The following is a 15915-nucleotide window of genomic DNA, read 5'->3' as shown; positions in this document are numbered from 1 at the left end:
CCACCGCTTCATCTCATCACATGCCCCTTTTCGGTCATTGTTGTTGAGCTGTTTTGAGCAAGGTCGATTTGGCAAAATTACCCACGCCCACGTTATAAGCAAATGAGTAAAGGCTGCCTGTGTTAGCGTGTTGATATTGACCTTAATCAACGGGTCAACATAACGTTTAACGGCTTTTAAATCGTCATTAAGCCACTTATCGCAGTCTTCTTGCGTGTACATCCGGTTACGCACAATATCCTTGCCTGTATGACCATAACAAACAGAGAGTACACCACCTCCATCGAAGTAAGGTTTAAATTTTAATCCTTCAAAATGCGTTATCATCGTTGAGGCTAAAAACAACGCACTACCGCCCGTTGCCATCAATATTTTTTTCGGTATCTTCATACTGACGTTCCTTGAGTCTGTACTCCTTTTTGCGGTAGTACACGTTGATAAAAAATGTCCCTATCGTGCAGACAATACCCATCACAGCTACCCACTGCTCAAGGGTAAAAAAATCAAAAATCGTTGTCATGACTCCCCCGAGGGTGGTCATGATGCCCCACAGATAGGCGGCAGGTGTTGAGTATTTTTCAGACATGCGCATATACCCTCGTTGTTGAGGGTTCCATTGCTTTGAATTGATTGGATTTGAGTAGTGAAACTCAGTGATTTAAAACTTTTTTTCGTTATTGAATTTTACGGCGGTAGCTTGACCAATTGAAATTTAACCAAAGCCCATTGCTCATCATCATTCTATCGATGACTCTATCGCCCAAAAATTGCCGAATTTGTTCACTGTTCAAGTTCGTGAGCATGCCAAGCGGTTTTTTGTGTGAAGTCCGCTTATCAACCATCTGATTTACAATAATCTTCGTATTCTCGCTATGCTGATACTGAATACCGATTTCGTCCAAGATCAACAAATCAACTTTGCAAAGTTCATCTAGCAATTGTTGTTCTGTCAATGTCGTATTTTTTTCGTAGGTTGCTCGAAAACGCATCATCAAATCCGCAATGGTAATACACAATACGGATCGCCCTTTGCTCATGAGATAATGCCCTATCGCTGCTGCAAGATGATTTTTGCCTGTTCCGCATCCACCGCTAAAAACAAATCCGCCAAATCCCACTCCAAAATTCTTTGCAAAGGCGACGGATTGGTTCAACGCATTTTTCTGACCGGCGTTGAAAACGCGATAATTTTCAAATCGGCAATGTGCATGCAACGGGGCGATACCCGAGCGCCCAAACAAGTTTTCTATCCGGCGTTGCTTGCGAAAAATAGCGTCTTGCAAACTGGCTTCTTCGGATATTTTTTGCATTCTTGCCAAATGTTCTTCCCAGCTACAGGCAATTGGCTTGATATTGGGCGGCATGATTTTTTGCAATCGTTGAATAATATTCATAGTTTTTTCGCAAAAAACAGATTAACCGTTAATCACCACAAAACCTTCGGGATTACTTGGGCGTGTTGTGATCTCGTTGATGAGACTATTTCGCTGATATTTTTTTTGCTCAATCCACGAAACCTCAAAGCCTTGCCAGTTTCTAAGCATGCATTCAGCCAGCACGTTATCGGTGGAATATCCTAGTTCATTGGCTTCGTTGACTGCTGTCGCCAGTCGGTTCAGGGCGGTTTGTGTCAGTGGCGCTTTTTTGTTTTTGCGGTGTTGAAGATAATCATCCCAAACTGATTCACTGGGTTTCTGCTCAAACAGGGACAAATTCAGTTCAGATTTTTTCGTGATGATCTTAGTTTTGGGTAGCGAAATACCTCCCGCAACTACCAAAACACCATCTTGCAGATAGTCTTCTGCTGTGGAAGATTTCCGCAGTAAGATTATCCCTGATTTCAGACAGGCTAGTTTAGCGAAAGATTTTTCTCTGGGAGAGCTTGCGTCGATTTCAATGCCACATTGGTTGCCGTGCTTGTCACTCACCAGCAAATCAACTCTGCCAGAACGACAATCACCCCGTTCCTGTACTCGAAACTCCCTGTTGCACTCGAAACCAAGTCCGATAATTTTTTGCTCAACGGCTCGATGTAGCTCATCGGCAGACTTGTCGACAAACTCCTGAAATTCACCACGCAGCGAATCCGCCAAAATTAGCTTCAAGTCAAAATTTTGAGAAGGAAGGGTTAGGGATGGTTTATATATTTCTGTAATCTTTGTAGTAATCTCTTGATCAAACGAACTCGATAATGTCGATTCCCGAACTCGACAATGTCTACTTCGGGAGCTCCATTTTCTCCATCTCGCGAAACTCCCTTTTTTGAGTTGGCGAAATTATCCAGAATTTCATTAAGCTTACCTTCATCAATTTTGTAATATGTTTTATGTTCAAGCCGTTTTTCTGTAACGAGTAAAACTCCAATTGCGACTAATTTTTTATTGCTGTTCGTTGTTCGTCATGTGTCAATCCGGTTTCTTCTTCAAGATCATCTCGAGTTTTGTAAACTCCTAATTCAGAATTAGCTTTGTCCTGCCAGTAAAATATTTGGGAAAAAAGAATTGCTGCGGTTAATCCACCAAGCGGTTTGGCTAAATTTGGATAATACGCATGTGGATTACCTATCAATCGTAATGTAGCGGCACTTTTCACTCAATCACTCCCGTTATTGAATTTTTGAGAACGATTTCATATAAAAATGAGAAAATCATCATATGAAAAAACGTGTGATTTCCCTGGGGGGGTTAAAGTAGATTTGAAGAAAAATAATTTTTAATTATAAAAATAGGCGTCAATGCGCGCTCTTTGTTCGATGATTTTTTGTTTTTGTTGTTTTTTGCGGTAATTCATAAACAGATTGGCATAAACCACAATCTGTCGTTGAAAATTCTGTAATTGCTGGCGTGGATTTTCGTGTCGCCAAAACGCTTTTTTGAGTTCTTGATTAAATTCACGTTCAGCGTCTTTCTTGGCAAGAAATTCAATTTTCCTGATTTCTCGCCTGATTTTTGCATTACTCTTACTTTCTTTAAAAATAATTTCTTGGGGCATTTTCCCTCCTGAGCGCTATATTTTGATGTTTCTGAATTTCAGATGATAACAACCCCCGTAAAAACGAAGAGTTAAATACGATTTCCACAAATCGAATGAATGTGGATAACCGTGTTATTGAATAAAAAACACCAAAACAGAACACACAAAAACGGCATTCTGTCCTCTGCGACTCGCAGAGAGGAAAACCCCAAATTGTATAAAGAGCAAATGCTGTGCAAAAGACAGCTAAAAATAGATTTTACAATTGTAAGTCTAAAATTAAATTTGTCAAATAGTTGATCAAATTCAATAACTTAAATAAAAAATAAACTGATCAAAATCAATAAGTTACGATTAAAAAATAATCGTATTTTTTAAGGTTGGATGATTGAATTTTTCAGCGATAATTTAGCAATTTTTTGTTGCGTATATTTTTGCTCTGCTTTCGCCTATCAAACTTCCATTTCCACCTTCAACATCAAAGTGGTAAATCAGCCCTTTTTCGGTGAATTCTTGCTTTTTCAATTTCACGATTTTCAAGATTTCGTCGTTGTGAAAAACGGACATACCTGCTTGTAACCGCCGAAAGGTTGTTCTGTATTTGTTAGCTTGAATCATGATAAATTCCCCTTGTTTTCGAGCGAAAAGAACTAGAAATATCAGAACAATTCTTATTGTTTATAAAAAAGGGAATATGCTCCGTTGTTGCTACATATTCCCTTTGGGTGTTTACTTGATTTCCAACTCGTGTCTGGAAATCAGAAAAATAAAAAAACAAATATAGTTATTATTGTAGTTCCCTAGTGTTGGCCAACTGGCCTATGAAATCTGTTTGCAAAAGCCCATTTTCTCGGGGTTTTTCATTATAAAAATCCGGTTATTTTTATTTGTAATATCTAAAACGTACTCGTACATCAGCATTCCCTCATCCAAACAAGAGAAACAAAAATCTAGGCGCCAGATTTGGAATTGAGATCGGGTGGCAGACTGAATGGGGTTAGTACTACCGGACAAAGTGAACGGCGAGCCTTTCGGCTCCCCCATCCAGCCAACCATAGAAAGTGGCGTAGGAAGTGTGCCGGCCATAATACTTCATGCCGGTCTTGATTTCATCACGGGGCACTGCGCTATCGATGATGGGCATCTTAAACCACTTTGTAGATTTCCTTTCCATACTTGGCATTATTTTCCCACCAATAACTGGTGTCATGCTGGTTGATTACTACATTTTGAAAACGAGCAGGAAAATTCTAGACGAAACTAGAGAAAAACGGATATTACCTTCTGATTCAGATACTCCTTTAATTGGCTGGTCTGCTATTTTTGCTTGTATTGCTGGCACACTTGTCGGCGTATTCTTCAACTTCGGCATCCCCTCGTTGAATTCTATTCTGATGGCTGGAGTGACTTATTGGATTTTGATGATAATAACAAGAAAAAAAAGCATCAAAAACTCATAAAGTAATATAAAATTCAAATTTTAATGACTATTTAGCAGCAAAAATGATGCTAAAATTCATAAATTATATTGCTGAATGTATTTTTTCATCTAAAATGACAATTATTTGATGCAAAAAAGATGAGGAAAACATGAAAGTTTTTATCGATGATGGCTCAACGAATATAAAATTAATTTGGCTAGAAAATGATGAAAAAAAAGTAGCTATTGTTCCAACCAGTTTTAAGCGTGGCTGGGTCGCTGACATTGGTAACGATGATATCGTTAATTTTTTAATTGAAGGTGAAAAATATTCTTTTGATAAATTGGATATTCGAAATATAACAACCAATAACAGCGAGTGGCAATATAGCCTGATAAATACTGTCGCCATTCATCATGCTCTATTGCAAACTAGCATTATTCCTCAAGAAGTTGATATTACTGTTACTTTGCCATTGGCAGAATATTATGACGAAGATAATCAGATAAATTTTGATAATATAGAGAGGAAGAAAAAAAACTTAAGAAAAATCGTATCAAACAATAAAAATTTTCCAATGTTTTCTTTTAAAGAAATATCTGTTAAACCTGAATCAATACCTGCCGGATTTGATAAATTGATTGATATTCCAGAAACACAATCAATGTTAATTGTCGATATAGGTGGGACTACGTTAGACATTGCTCAAATTAGCGGAAATATGTCAGGGGTTGTTAATTTAGCTGGTGATTCTGATATTGGTGTTTCAATAATTACACGTGAAATTAAACGTATATTAGAAACAGCAAACACTTGTGCTTCAAATTACATTGCTGATCAGTTCATCATTAATCGCCACAATAAAGAATGGCTCAAAAAAAATACAAACGATCCAAGTAAAATAAATACCGTTGTATCAGCTATTAATCAAAATATAAAACGATTATCTGATCGAGTTATCGAGTCAGTGAGTCTTTTTAGTGGTTATTCATATGTTCTTGTGATAGGTGGTGGCGCTCCTATAATTTCTGATGCTTTAAAAGACCATACAAAAATTATACCAGAGCGTTTTTATATGTCAGAAACCCCACAGCTAGATCTTGTTAACGGACTTTATTTAATGGGGAGAAATTAAGGTGAAAAATAAAAATGTCCGTAGATTTACTTTATCACTTTCTGAAACTGATCAATCAGAAGCATGGCTAATAAAACACTTGAACAAATCTGATAAAATCAACAAAGAATGCAAACGAGCTTTGCTGGCCGGCTTTGCTCTTGATAAGGCATCACCTAGGCTCGTTGATATATTATCTCGGCTTTTAGGAGATGATATAGAGTCACAGCAAATAAAAGAGCTAGTTTATGTTTTCCTTGCTAATCAGGCCAATTTACCAAACAACAATAAAACAAATGATTATTCAACAACTTCAACCAATAATTACGATATAGCATTGAAAAAAAGTAAATCCTTCATGGCAGATTGATTACTTTATGTTGAATTAGCCAACTTTCGCAGTTGGCTTTTTCTATTTCTGAAACCTGAAAACTCAAAAGTTGCTATAACGCATTGTGGGCAACGATAAATTTTTAGACGTACGAATTTACGTTTTTATCGAGAAAATCTCTCATAATTGATTACAGGACGTTTTAGAGGGTATTCTGACTCTTCTTTCTGTCTTCCTTTAGCACTTCAATGAAGACTTGCTCGAATTCGTCATTTTTGGGTAGGTCTTGATTGAGGATATATTTTCTGACGAAAAAATCGGGTTCAATGCCTAATCGTCTTGAGGCTTCAAAACCTCGCTTGACCCAATCCAGCGGCAAAGTGTGCTCATGGGCTAATTCCTCTGCCCAATGCCAATCAAACTGTTTGATTTCATCTTCACGCAGAATATGAATTGAACTTGCGTCATAGGTCATGAATTACTTCACCGCATCTTTGAGATTTTGACCTGCTTTAAAACTCGGTACATTTGCAGCAGCAATTTTAAGTGGTTCGCCTGTTTTTGGGTTTCGTCCTTCCCTAGCTGCTCGTTGCTTAACCTGAAAACTACCAAAGCCAATGAGTTGTACGTCATTGCCGGATTTCAAAGATTCTGTCACAGATTCTATGAAAGCGTTAATCGACTTCTCTGCGTCTTTCTTGCTCAAACCTGATTTCGCTGCAACTTTACTGATGAGTTCTGTTTTGTTCATGGTGTGCCTTTTCAAATTAAAAATTTTGTATTAATTCTAGGTCGTTTTCAGAGAAAGTAATATCTTTGTTTTGCTCAGATTTGGAAACGGATATTTTTGTATTTTTGCCTTCTCTCATCGCCAATTCTAGCTTTTTCTCTTCGTGCCAATTCTGCTTACAGTATTTTGAGCATTCTACGGCTCTACGTAAATCTGGCATTGTTAAACTTAACGACGACGGGTCGTATTTCTTCAAATCCTTCTCGTACTGATAAAGAATTGCAGCATTTTTCTTCATCCACTCTCCCTCATCATGAGAACCTGTTTTGACATGTGGACGTTTAGCTAGTCTTGGGCGTTTTGGCTTAGTGACTGTTGCTTTTTCTTCAACACATCCAAAACGCATACCTACAACAGATCTACCTTGTTTTATTGGTTCCCAATGTACTGATATGTTTGTATGTTCATTAATATCTTGTATAGCTGGTTCAATAGTTCTTTTTTTTAGATTGTCAAAACGTGAGCTTGCATCGGGGAATAATTCATGAAAATCGTCTAGTGAAATATCAACTTCAAAAAAATTATCTTTTTTACAACGAGGGTGACTTTTATGACTCAAAAGATACATATATATTCTGAAAGAAATAACATTTTTTACGCTCGTAATAGCGTTTAGAAAACACCAAGAAAAATTATGTTTAATGTTAAATAAGAATGGATCAAGGTCTGGGTTTAGGCGTAATTTTAAACCTGTTCCTTTACCTTCAATTTTTTGATATTTGTAGCCAGATAGCCAATTAAGGACTGTGAAAGATTCTTTTTTTCCGTTTATTACATGAAAAGTAATTTGACTCTTGGAAAGAGATGTTACGGCCTTTTTCATGCACCGCCAAATATTCTTTTTGTTAATATCAAATGTCACTTGAAATTCATGAGCTGTAAAAGAAACCCAGCCAGGGTTTTCTAGTCTCTGATTAACTTTTGATAAAAATAATGTTAAAGCTCGAAAGCCGTCAATATCCAGATCATATCTAGCAGTAATCAGATCGTTGCTTTGTACAATCAGTTTTTTGTTTTCGTCTTGCCAAGGTTCATAGTTAGACAAAGTAAACTTCCTATAATCAATCAGAGTGATACACTCTGTTTTTTTAATTTAAGATCTTTACTACTTTACAACTGATTATTTTTAAATAAAAACAATTAGTTAACTTTATATTCTCCTACAAAAAAGCGGTAATTCTCCTACAAAAAAGCGGTGATTCTCCTACATTTTTGCGGTGGATAACTTTTATTTGGTTATATCAAAATAAGAGCTTAGTATTTTTTGTTTTTATTTCTAAGTTAATAACTTTACATAAAGTAATTATTTTATTAATCAATAACTTAATTTATTATTGCTAATTTTTTTCATTAGTAAAGGTTTTAAAATTTTATTCTTTTTTACTTACTATATTTACTTTTATAACCGAAATTAACTATCAACTTCCTACAAAAAAGCGGTAATTTGGGAAATTAAATATAATAAAATCAACATGATTTGATTATTATTCTCCCCATGAAATAAATTCGCTTGGTTTTATACCCCAAGCACTACATAGTTTTTCTACATTTTTAAATGTAGCTGTTCCTTTCTTTATTGCAGCAAAAGCACTTGGTGTTACTCCTGATTTTTCATATAAATCTTTATTGGTCTGAACCCCTGACTTTGCTTTTAATTGTAAAATAGCCTTTGACCAATTCATTATATGCTCCAACGATTATTTATTTATGGTATAACATAAAAAAATGATTGACTAAAGTCAATCTTAATATTATCGTTTATGTTAATTTAATTTGTAGAAAGACGCTGATTGAAAGAGGTACGAACTCAATCAACCAGCTAACCCAAAACCTAAGATGACTAGGAGTTGAGCTATGCGAAATAGTACCTTCCGTGTGCGCGTAATTGAAGCGCAAAATCAAATCATCGAGTTATTCGTTCGAACCTCACGCAATTTAACCCGTCGTCAGCGTGCCCGAATTCTCCAGCGAGTTGGGGATGCGGCATGAAATACTTCAAAGCAACCATCATCACTAACGTTGACCACGAGAAGGGTAAGACAACAAATTTCATCTATCTTTCCTCTGAGATGAAAATAGCTGCCAAGAAATTGGCTTCTCAACATATCTTTGAGACTGACGGCGCAAATTGCTGTTTTCACAAATCGCCCAGATTGGAAGAAATTAGTATTTTGTGATTTTCGCGTGACTGTGTTCGCTTTAATTTCCGGTTATCTTCCGCTTCCTCGCCCGTTCGCTCGCGTTGCTCGGTCACTTGGCTGTGGCGAGCGGTGGGTGTTTTAATTTTAAGGATTTTTTGGATTATTTATTAATTTTCTTTCTAAGTTTAGCTTGCGAGCACCGAACAGCGGCGACGAGGAAGCGGAAGTTAGTTTGTAGCTATTGAGTTGTCTGCATCGTACGGAAAAAAACACAATTATAATATAAGATAAGAGCAATTTTGGTATTTAATATTAAATATCATATAGTTAATTAATTTTATTTTACTCTATTTGAGTATAAGTATTCTTTATATCAAGTAAAAGTGTTAATCATATAAAGTAAATGTATTACTTATATTAAGTAGAACTATTACTTATTTTACTTGAATTATCATATTATCTTTACTCAAAAAAAAGTAATATTATACTTGACATTTATTATTTTATTACTTAAATTTGAGTAATAAAATGAGTTTTTGGAGAGTAAAGGGTTGTCTAAAACTGTATTTAGAAGCGAAAAAAGTATAGTTGATACAGAAACTGGAGAGATAAAACGTCTTGAATCTATCAATACGGTTCGTCTTCCAGAAGAACCTCCGTATGTAAAACTATATCTAGACGATTTAGTTCGTATAAATGATCTTCCAAAGAGCACATCTAAAATACTTTATCAATTTGTTAGAAAAATGAATTATGACGGTCAAATTATTTTGAACGCTGCTGTTAAAAGAATGATTGCATCATTAATTAATGTAAAAGAGCAATCTATTTCAAACTCAATAACTTGTCTTATACAAAAAGATATTATGCAGCGAATAGATACAGGTATTTATGTACTTAATCCCACTTTGTTTGCAAAAGGGGCATGGGGAGATGTACGTAAATTAAGAGAAAAATATCTTGAATTAAAAGTTACTTATACTCCAGAAGGAAAAAGAATTTTAGCATCAAACTTAAAAGATTCAATTTAAATTAACACTGACTACAGGAAGGTCTAAGTTCCCGTAGCCAGCTAACCCTAAACCTAGGTTAAGTAGGAGTAAGGCTAATGAAAAAGTCTACCTTCCGCGTGCGCGTAATTGAAGCGCAAAATCAAATCATCGAGTTATTCGTTCGAACCTCACGCAATTTAACCCGTCGTCAGCGTGCCCGAATTCTCCAGCGAGTTGGGGGTGCGGCATGAAATACTTCAAAGCAACCATCATCACTAACGTTGACCACGAGAAGGGTAAGACAACAAATTTCATCTATCTTTCCTCTGAGACGAAAATAGCTGCCAAGAAATTGGCCTCTCAACATATCTTTGAGACTGACGGCGCAAACTGCTGTTTTTACAAATCGCCCAGATTTGGAAGAAATTAGTATTTTGTGATTTTCGCGTGACTGTGTTCCCTTTAATTTCCGGTTATCTTCCGCTTCCTCGCCCGTTCGCTCGCGTTGCTCGGTCACTTGGCTGTGGCGAGCGGTGGGCGTTAAATTTTAAAAAGATTTTTTGGTTTTTTTTAAAGAAAATCCGGTTTTTCCTTAACTCAGTCCGCTCACCGCAGGAGACGTTGAGGCGGAGCGCAGCTTGCGAGCACCGAACACCGGCGACGAGGAAGCGGAAGTTAACCTGTAATAACAGAATAAGAGGTTATTTTATGGTAAAGATATATATATCAATGAGTTAAATTATTTAAATGCCTCATTTTAATGAGGCATATATGTCTCATTAACTACGTTACATAATGATTTGACTTTAATCAAAAATTGATTTTTATTTTAATTAAATGATTGACGGTTAATCATATTATGATAAACTAATTATCAATAAACGATACATATATGTATCTTTCTAATTAGGGTTTGATTCTGATGACAGAAGAAGAATTGGAAATAAGTACACTACGTCAAAAGCTAGCAAAACTGACAGATATATTGGAAGCAGAAAGAGCTATCAAACGTATTCCAAAAAATTTGGATTTTGTACAGGTATCAAGACCTGAACTTAGAGCTATAGCTGAACTTGGCAAAAAAAATTCAGTAGCTTTAGATGTATTAATGATTTTTGTTCAAACAATGGATAAGCAAAATGCGGTAATGATGTCATTTAAGGCAATGGAATCTATTTTAGGAAAATCTAGACCAACATTAGATCGGGCGATTAGAATTTTAAAAAAAGACAAATGGATTCAAGTCATTAAAGTCGGTACAGCAAACGCTTATGTGTTAAATAAAGAAGTTTTTTGGACATCTAGCGGAAACAGTAAAATATTGGCTTCTTTTTCAGCTCAAGTCGTTACAACTCTGGATGAACAAGATAAAGATTTAAGAAAATCAAAAAGTGTAAAATTAAAGAAAATACCAATACTAACTTCAGATTAATATTAATAATCACAGTGTGAATGGAATGCTAGTCCAATCACACTGCTAATCCAAAACCTAACAACGGTAGGAGTCGGACTATGCGAAATAGTACGCATATTGCACGCATAATGAAAGCGTGCAACATATCAATCGAGCAGCTTTTGGACTTTGCTCATTCTTCAAAATACCTTACCAATCGTCAGCGTGCCCGAATTCTCCAGCGAGTTGGGGGTGCGGCATGAAATACTTCAAAGCAACCATCATCACTAACGTTGACCACGAGAAGGGTAAGACAACAAATTTCATCTATCTTTCCTCTGAGACGAAAATAGCTGCCAAGAAATTGGCCTCTCAACATATCTTTAAAACGGACGGCGCAAACTGCTGTTTTTACAAATCGCCCAGATTGGAAGAAATTAGCGTTGAAGAGTATCTCGCTAATACCGAAAAACAGACGGATATTATCGAAAAACAGGGCATAGACCAGTTTTGCGCTTTACTCACGATATTTGGGGTTCAGGAAGAATACGACGAAGGCGAGATTCGCGATGCGGAGGATTTGTTGGCCAATCCATCAGAAGAGCCAGAGATTTTTGAGCAATACACCGAACTTCGTGAATTGTTGTCCGTGAAAATACAGGAAGCAGACAAAACTATCTCTTTAAGCGAAATCAAGGGAATAGCGATTCATCTTTTTGAGTGTGGAAAATATAATCAGTTATTAACGCAATCAACAGAGTTATCCACTAAATCTGTCGTTATGTCTGTGGAAAACGTGGGAGAAGCGGAAAAAAGCGAGGCGAATATAGTACCTGAAGAATTGGTTAATAATTACACAGAAGGGCAACAATTAATTAACTCAAAAGTCACAAACATAGACGACAACTCTATCTTCTCTGCTTTTCCTCCCGTTAACGGAAAAATCATGAGCGGTGAAAATATCACGCTTGAGATGTTGAACGGCTGTGTGGATGCGTTGAAACCCACAGAGAGCTTGATTGTTCGCCGTTTGTCAAATAGCACCTATCACGCGGCAAACGGTTATTCGAGTACGCAAATTAGGTTGGTGCAAAAGGCAGAGACAATAGCTGTGCTGGATTGGGACAAGGACGCACCCGTTCAGGAAGGAAAAACAAGAGCGTTTTTGATTGGTGATGCGGTACATACGGCTATTCTTGAGCCGGAGAAATTTCCGCTAAGATATGTTTCTGCACCTGAGCTGGATTTGCGTACAAAGGATGGCAAAAAAACGCTATCCGATTTTGAGAAAAAAAATCTAACATTGGCAAGGGTTGTTTTAAAAAAGGAGGAATTTGAGGCAATCCAATTGATGCGTGATTCTGCGCTGGCTTACCCAATGGTTGAAGAGCTACTCGAAAACGGCGAACCAGAGGTTTCAATTTTCTATCGCACGGAAAAGGGGACGCTATTGAAAATTCGTCCTGATTTGTTGGGAATCTATTCAGATAAGCCTTTCTTGTTGGATGTGAAAACGACTGACAATTTTCAAGGTTTTGGGAAATCTGTTGATGAGTTTGGTTATCACATACAAGCGGAATTTTACCGTCTGATTGCTAATCAGGTATTTGGTCAAGCGATAGCTTTCACTTTCTGTGCAATTGGCAAAAACCCAGCTTATGGGCGTTTTCCTGTGAAACTTTGTGAACCCGACGACGAAGATAGCGAGCAGGGCGTATACGAAGTAAATCGTGTGATTGATATGCTAGAAAGCGTCATAGAAACCTACCCAATAGTCAAAATATCCCGTCCTTTCTGGGCAAAACAGGCGGATAGAAAACGCAGAGAAGCTTTGATGATGGAAGAGGGTGTAGCATGAATACCGGACTGGAAACCATGAACAACGTCTATGCCAATTTGCAATCGGTCATTACGCAGCAAGGCATAGCAGCCCTGTTACCTGCTCAGGTTACGCCTGAGCAGTTCACCCGAACCGCCGCAACCGCATTGATTGAAAATGCGGATTTGCAAAAAGCCGATAAGCAATCACTGGTGCTGGCCTTAACCCGTTGCGCCAAAGACGGACTTATGCCTGACGGACGAGAAGCTGCTCTGATTGTCCGTAGTACCAAAGTCAATAATCAATTTGTGAAAAAAGCCGTCTACATGCCGATGGTGGACGGTGTTATGAAACGTGCCCGTCAATCCGGTCAGGTAGCCAATATCATTGCAAAGGTTGTCTATTCACAAGATGAGTTTGAATATGTGATTGATGAAAACGGCGAGCATTTAACCCACCGTCCAGCGTTTTTTGATGGTGATGAGGTAGTAAAAGTCTATGCCTTCGCCAAACTCAATAGCGGTGAACTGGTTGTTGAAGTGATGAGTCGCGCTGACGTGGAAAAGATACGCGATACAGTGAAAAGCGCAAAAGACTACACAAGCCCTTGGGTGAAGTGGTTCGACAGAATGGCACTCAAGACAGTGATTCATCGCCTCGCTAGACGGCTTCCTTGCGCCTCTGAACTATTTTCGATGTTTGGGGTATACGAAGATGCAAATTCAACAGAAAAACCGCTCAGAATGGCTCCTACTTCGTTTAAACGGCTATCGATGAGGGATATTATCCGTGAGCGAAACGAAAAACTACGTCAAAAAGAAGAAACGGCGACAGATGTACAACCAGCAACTAATCCAAAATTGGACGCCGTATTAATCGCCCTCGACGATGCCACCGACGAAAAAAACCTTGCTGAAATCGTTGAGCATTGTACCCTGTTGTCCGCTGAGTTGTCTGAGGACGAAAAAATACAGCTTCGTGAAAAGATTAAGACTAGCAAAAAGCGGTTAATTCCAACCAACAAAGATAGCAATGTTTGGATGGCAAGACTGGCAAACGGTACGGGTGACGCTTGGCGATTTCGAGATGGTGAAATAGTCCACGGATTTTTCGAGGCTGAGAAAAAAGCCAAAGAGGTGGGCGCAGTATTGGAAAAACCGAGTCCTTACCGATTTAGTCCGAGTCATTAAAGTAAAAATGCCCCTGAGGTAAATAGGGGCGTTATTGCTAAAGCTGGATTATGATGTCTTAAATGTAATGATTAATATAGCGGGTTTGTTTGCCATAATTCAATCTGACGCGAGCAATTATTGAAGATATCCGATGAGTAAAAAATTCACCCCAACGCCCCATGATGCGGTATTTAAGCAGTTTTTAAGTGAAAAAGAGACCGCTAAAGATTTCTTTGATATCTGGCTACCGGATGAGATTAAGGCACTGTGTGACTTAGATAGCCTCAAAGTGGAATCTGGCTCATTTGTTGATAGTGAGATGAAAAACTACCAGAGTGATATCCTGTATTCTGTCAAAACAGAAAAGGGACAAGGTTATCTCTATCTGCTGATTGAACACCAATCAACCCCTGACAAGCTCATGGCATGGCGACTCATGCGCTACAGTATGGCTGCCATGCAAAAGCATTTAGAGGCTGGTCATAAAGAGTTGCCGCTGGTTTTTCCCATCCTGTTTTATTGCGGTGAGAAAAGCCCTCATCCGTATAGTACAGACTGGCTAGACTGCTTTAGTGGCAGAGATATTGCCGAAAAGATATACACCAAACCGTTTAAGCTAGTCGATGTCACCACGCTTGATGACGGTGAGATTATGCAACATAAGCGAATGGCGTTATTGGAGCTTATCCAAAAACACATTCGAAGACGGGATATGGCCGAGCTACTGAATAGTATTGTTAAACTGTTGTCGTATAATTATTATACTGATAATCAAGTTATTACTATGTTTAACTATCTAATCCAAGAAGGCAATGCTGAGCAACCAGCAAAGTTAATCAAAGAGATAGCCAGACAGACAGAGAAACATGAGGGGGCATTGATGAATATTGCACAAGGTATACGAGAAGAAGGCATACAACAAGGCATACAACAAGGTATGCAACAAGGTATACAACAAGGGAAAGTTGAGGGCGAAAAACAGGCTTCCATGAAGATAGCGCGCCAAATGCTCGAAAGTGGCATGGATAGACAATCGGTGATGAAATTTACGAGCTTAAATGATACTGAAATGAGCAACCTGTTTAAAGATTAAACCATGACAGAACGCCAAAAATTAAGCCTTAATCGTCCTAGAAAGCCTTCATCGGAAGAACATCACAAAAGTGACCTTGCTTACCGTAAAAAGGTCTGGGTAAAGGCTGCGTCAAAAAAACAGAAAAAAAACCTCATCCTTCGAAAGCCGTAAAACAGCAGCCCAAGCAGACGGTTGTTAAACCCAAACAGGAAGTGAAGGTTAAAACACCTAAATCACCCACACCGTCTAAAAAGCGATTACCGTTAAATGAGGCAATTTCACAAATTAGCACGTTTTGGCCTTATCTTTTCCCTGATGGCAAGCTGTGCCCAATGAAAATTGGCATCCAGCAGGATATGTGGCAAGAGGTGAAGGAAAAGGGCTTACCGATAGCGAGAAGGCGTTTAAGAGCCTGTTTGGGTAGTGTTGGTCATCACGCCGATTATCGCGCACTTATCCAGTTAGGCGCATTTCGTTATGACAAATCCGGTCAGATAGTTGGCGAGGTCACCAAGCGGATGTTGAGGATAATTTGCAACGTTTAGCACGGCGAAATAAATCAACCAATTCTTTCTGTCATGCTGATTTGGCGTTGGAAAGCTACTCAATCCGGTTTTTTCGGCCAGTCAATATCGGGTGCAGTTGAAACATCCGTACGGTTCACAAACCCGATATTTTTTCCAGGCTATCAGTC

General features: G+C 38.1%; 24 protein-coding genes. 11 read left to right on the top strand and 13 right to left on the bottom strand.

Going from position 1 to position 15915, the window contains the following annotated elements:
* The 8 genes from AYJ55_RS19085 to AYJ55_RS27085 form a co-directional block, all read right to left on the bottom strand.
* Positions 1–390 (bottom strand): lysozyme (locus AYJ55_RS19085; protein WP_162505737.1); only part of this gene is annotated, 390 nt, incomplete at its 3' end.
* On the bottom strand, positions 350–586 hold the full coding sequence (locus tag AYJ55_RS19080) for a phage holin family protein (protein WP_245677456.1): 237 nt from the start codon (positions 584–586) through the stop codon (positions 350–352). The genes AYJ55_RS19085 and AYJ55_RS19080, both read right to left, overlap by 41 nt.
* Before the next feature lie 88 nt (positions 587–674).
* Complete coding sequence (locus AYJ55_RS19075; protein WP_162505763.1) at positions 675–1310, bottom strand: ATP-binding protein; 636 nt, start codon at positions 1308–1310, stop codon at positions 675–677.
* Positions 1311–1415: 105 nt separating this feature from the next.
* On the bottom strand, positions 1416–2093 hold the full coding sequence (locus tag AYJ55_RS19070) for a hypothetical protein (RefSeq protein WP_063657622.1): 678 nt from the start codon (positions 2091–2093) through the stop codon (positions 1416–1418).
* Positions 2094–2370: 277 nt separating this feature from the next.
* Positions 2371–2568, bottom strand: coding sequence for a hypothetical protein (locus AYJ55_RS19065; protein ID WP_187153328.1), 198 nt, complete (start codon positions 2566–2568; stop codon positions 2371–2373).
* A gap of 144 nt (positions 2569–2712) precedes the next feature.
* Positions 2713–2991 (bottom strand): hypothetical protein, encoded by a 279-nt coding sequence (locus tag AYJ55_RS19060; protein ID WP_063657620.1) that lies wholly within the window; start codon positions 2989–2991, stop codon positions 2713–2715.
* Positions 2992–3381: 390 nt separating this feature from the next.
* Positions 3382–3591: a hypothetical protein gene (locus AYJ55_RS19055; RefSeq protein WP_063657619.1), complete on the bottom strand. Its 210-nt coding sequence runs from the start codon at positions 3589–3591 to the stop codon at positions 3382–3384.
* A gap of 201 nt (positions 3592–3792) precedes the next feature.
* Positions 3793–4059 carry a hypothetical protein gene (locus tag AYJ55_RS27085; RefSeq protein ID WP_074168171.1) on the bottom strand — a complete coding sequence of 89 codons (267 nt, stop codon included), beginning with the start codon at positions 4057–4059 and terminating at the stop codon, positions 3793–3795.
* Positions 4060–4067: 8 nt separating this feature from the next.
* On the opposite strand from AYJ55_RS27085, the gene AYJ55_RS19045 reads away from it, so the two are divergent.
* From AYJ55_RS19045 to AYJ55_RS19035, 3 genes are all read left to right on the top strand, one after another.
* Positions 4068–4433 carry a cytosine permease gene (locus AYJ55_RS19045; protein WP_162505736.1) on the top strand — a complete coding sequence of 122 codons (366 nt, stop codon included), beginning with the start codon at positions 4068–4070 and terminating at the stop codon, positions 4431–4433.
* A 130-nt stretch (positions 4434–4563) separates the two neighbouring features.
* Complete coding sequence (gene parM / locus AYJ55_RS19040) at positions 4564–5529, top strand: plasmid segregation protein ParM domain-containing protein (protein ID WP_063657616.1); 966 nt, start codon at positions 4564–4566, stop codon at positions 5527–5529.
* Between the two features lies 1 nt (position 5530).
* Positions 5531–5878: a hypothetical protein gene (locus tag AYJ55_RS19035; RefSeq protein ID WP_063657615.1), complete on the top strand. Its 348-nt coding sequence runs from the start codon at positions 5531–5533 to the stop codon at positions 5876–5878.
* Between the two features lie 163 nt (positions 5879–6041).
* Here the strand turns inward: AYJ55_RS19035 and AYJ55_RS19030 are convergent, their stop codons facing one another.
* From AYJ55_RS19030 to AYJ55_RS19015, 4 genes are all read right to left on the bottom strand, one after another.
* Complete coding sequence (locus AYJ55_RS19030) at positions 6042–6314, bottom strand: hypothetical protein (RefSeq protein WP_063657614.1); 273 nt, start codon at positions 6312–6314, stop codon at positions 6042–6044.
* Between the two features lie 3 nt (positions 6315–6317).
* Complete coding sequence (locus AYJ55_RS19025; RefSeq protein ID WP_063657613.1) at positions 6318–6590, bottom strand: HU family DNA-binding protein; 273 nt, start codon at positions 6588–6590, stop codon at positions 6318–6320.
* A 16-nt stretch (positions 6591–6606) separates the two neighbouring features.
* Complete coding sequence (locus AYJ55_RS19020; protein ID WP_063657612.1) at positions 6607–7674, bottom strand: replication initiation protein; 1068 nt, start codon at positions 7672–7674, stop codon at positions 6607–6609.
* A 439-nt stretch (positions 7675–8113) separates the two neighbouring features.
* Positions 8114–8311 carry a helix-turn-helix domain-containing protein gene (locus AYJ55_RS19015; RefSeq protein WP_063657611.1) on the bottom strand — a complete coding sequence of 66 codons (198 nt, stop codon included), beginning with the start codon at positions 8309–8311 and terminating at the stop codon, positions 8114–8116.
* 303 nt (positions 8312–8614) lie between these two features.
* Here AYJ55_RS19015 and AYJ55_RS19010 point away from each other — a divergent pair, with 303 nt between their 5' ends.
* From AYJ55_RS19010 to AYJ55_RS18975, 8 genes are all read left to right on the top strand, one after another.
* Positions 8615–8806, top strand: coding sequence for a hypothetical protein (locus tag AYJ55_RS19010; protein ID WP_063657610.1), 192 nt, complete (start codon positions 8615–8617; stop codon positions 8804–8806).
* A 515-nt stretch (positions 8807–9321) separates the two neighbouring features.
* On the top strand, positions 9322–9801 hold the full coding sequence (locus AYJ55_RS19005; RefSeq protein WP_063657609.1) for a replication/maintenance protein RepL: 480 nt from the start codon (positions 9322–9324) through the stop codon (positions 9799–9801).
* Positions 9802–10009: 208 nt separating this feature from the next.
* On the top strand, positions 10010–10192 hold the full coding sequence (locus AYJ55_RS19000) for a hypothetical protein (protein WP_063657594.1): 183 nt from the start codon (positions 10010–10012) through the stop codon (positions 10190–10192).
* A 492-nt stretch (positions 10193–10684) separates the two neighbouring features.
* Positions 10685–11194, top strand: coding sequence for a hypothetical protein (locus AYJ55_RS18995; protein WP_063657608.1), 510 nt, complete (start codon positions 10685–10687; stop codon positions 11192–11194).
* A 220-nt stretch (positions 11195–11414) separates the two neighbouring features.
* A complete protein-coding gene (locus AYJ55_RS18990) occupies positions 11415–13013 on the top strand; it encodes a PD-(D/E)XK nuclease-like domain-containing protein (protein ID WP_063657607.1) in 1599 nt (532 codons plus the stop codon).
* Positions 13010–14164: a recombinase RecT gene (locus AYJ55_RS18985; RefSeq protein WP_063657606.1), complete on the top strand. Its 1155-nt coding sequence runs from the start codon at positions 13010–13012 to the stop codon at positions 14162–14164. The genes AYJ55_RS18990 and AYJ55_RS18985 overlap by 4 nt, the downstream gene beginning before the upstream one ends.
* A gap of 133 nt (positions 14165–14297) precedes the next feature.
* On the top strand, positions 14298–15239 hold the full coding sequence (locus AYJ55_RS18980; RefSeq protein ID WP_063657605.1) for an Rpn family recombination-promoting nuclease/putative transposase: 942 nt from the start codon (positions 14298–14300) through the stop codon (positions 15237–15239).
* A 194-nt stretch (positions 15240–15433) separates the two neighbouring features.
* The gene (locus AYJ55_RS18975; RefSeq protein WP_063657604.1) at positions 15434–15766 is read left to right on the top strand and encodes a ProQ/FINO family protein; all 333 of its coding nucleotides are present in this window, start codon (positions 15434–15436) and stop codon (positions 15764–15766) included.
* Positions 15767–15825: 59 nt separating this feature from the next.
* On the opposite strand, the gene AYJ55_RS27080 is transcribed toward AYJ55_RS18975, so the two are convergent.
* Complete coding sequence (locus tag AYJ55_RS27080; RefSeq protein WP_425393828.1) at positions 15826–15885, bottom strand: tail fiber assembly protein; 60 nt, start codon at positions 15883–15885, stop codon at positions 15826–15828.
* Between the last annotated feature and the right edge of the window lie 30 nt (positions 15886–15915).

It is taken from the genome of Candidatus Arsenophonus triatominarum (genome assembly GCF_001640365.1).
In the GTDB taxonomy this organism is placed as follows: Bacteria; Pseudomonadota; Gammaproteobacteria; order Enterobacterales; family Enterobacteriaceae; genus Arsenophonus; species Arsenophonus triatominarum.
Note: the sequence above shows the minus strand (reverse complement) of the source record. Positions and strands in the feature narration are given on the sequence as shown.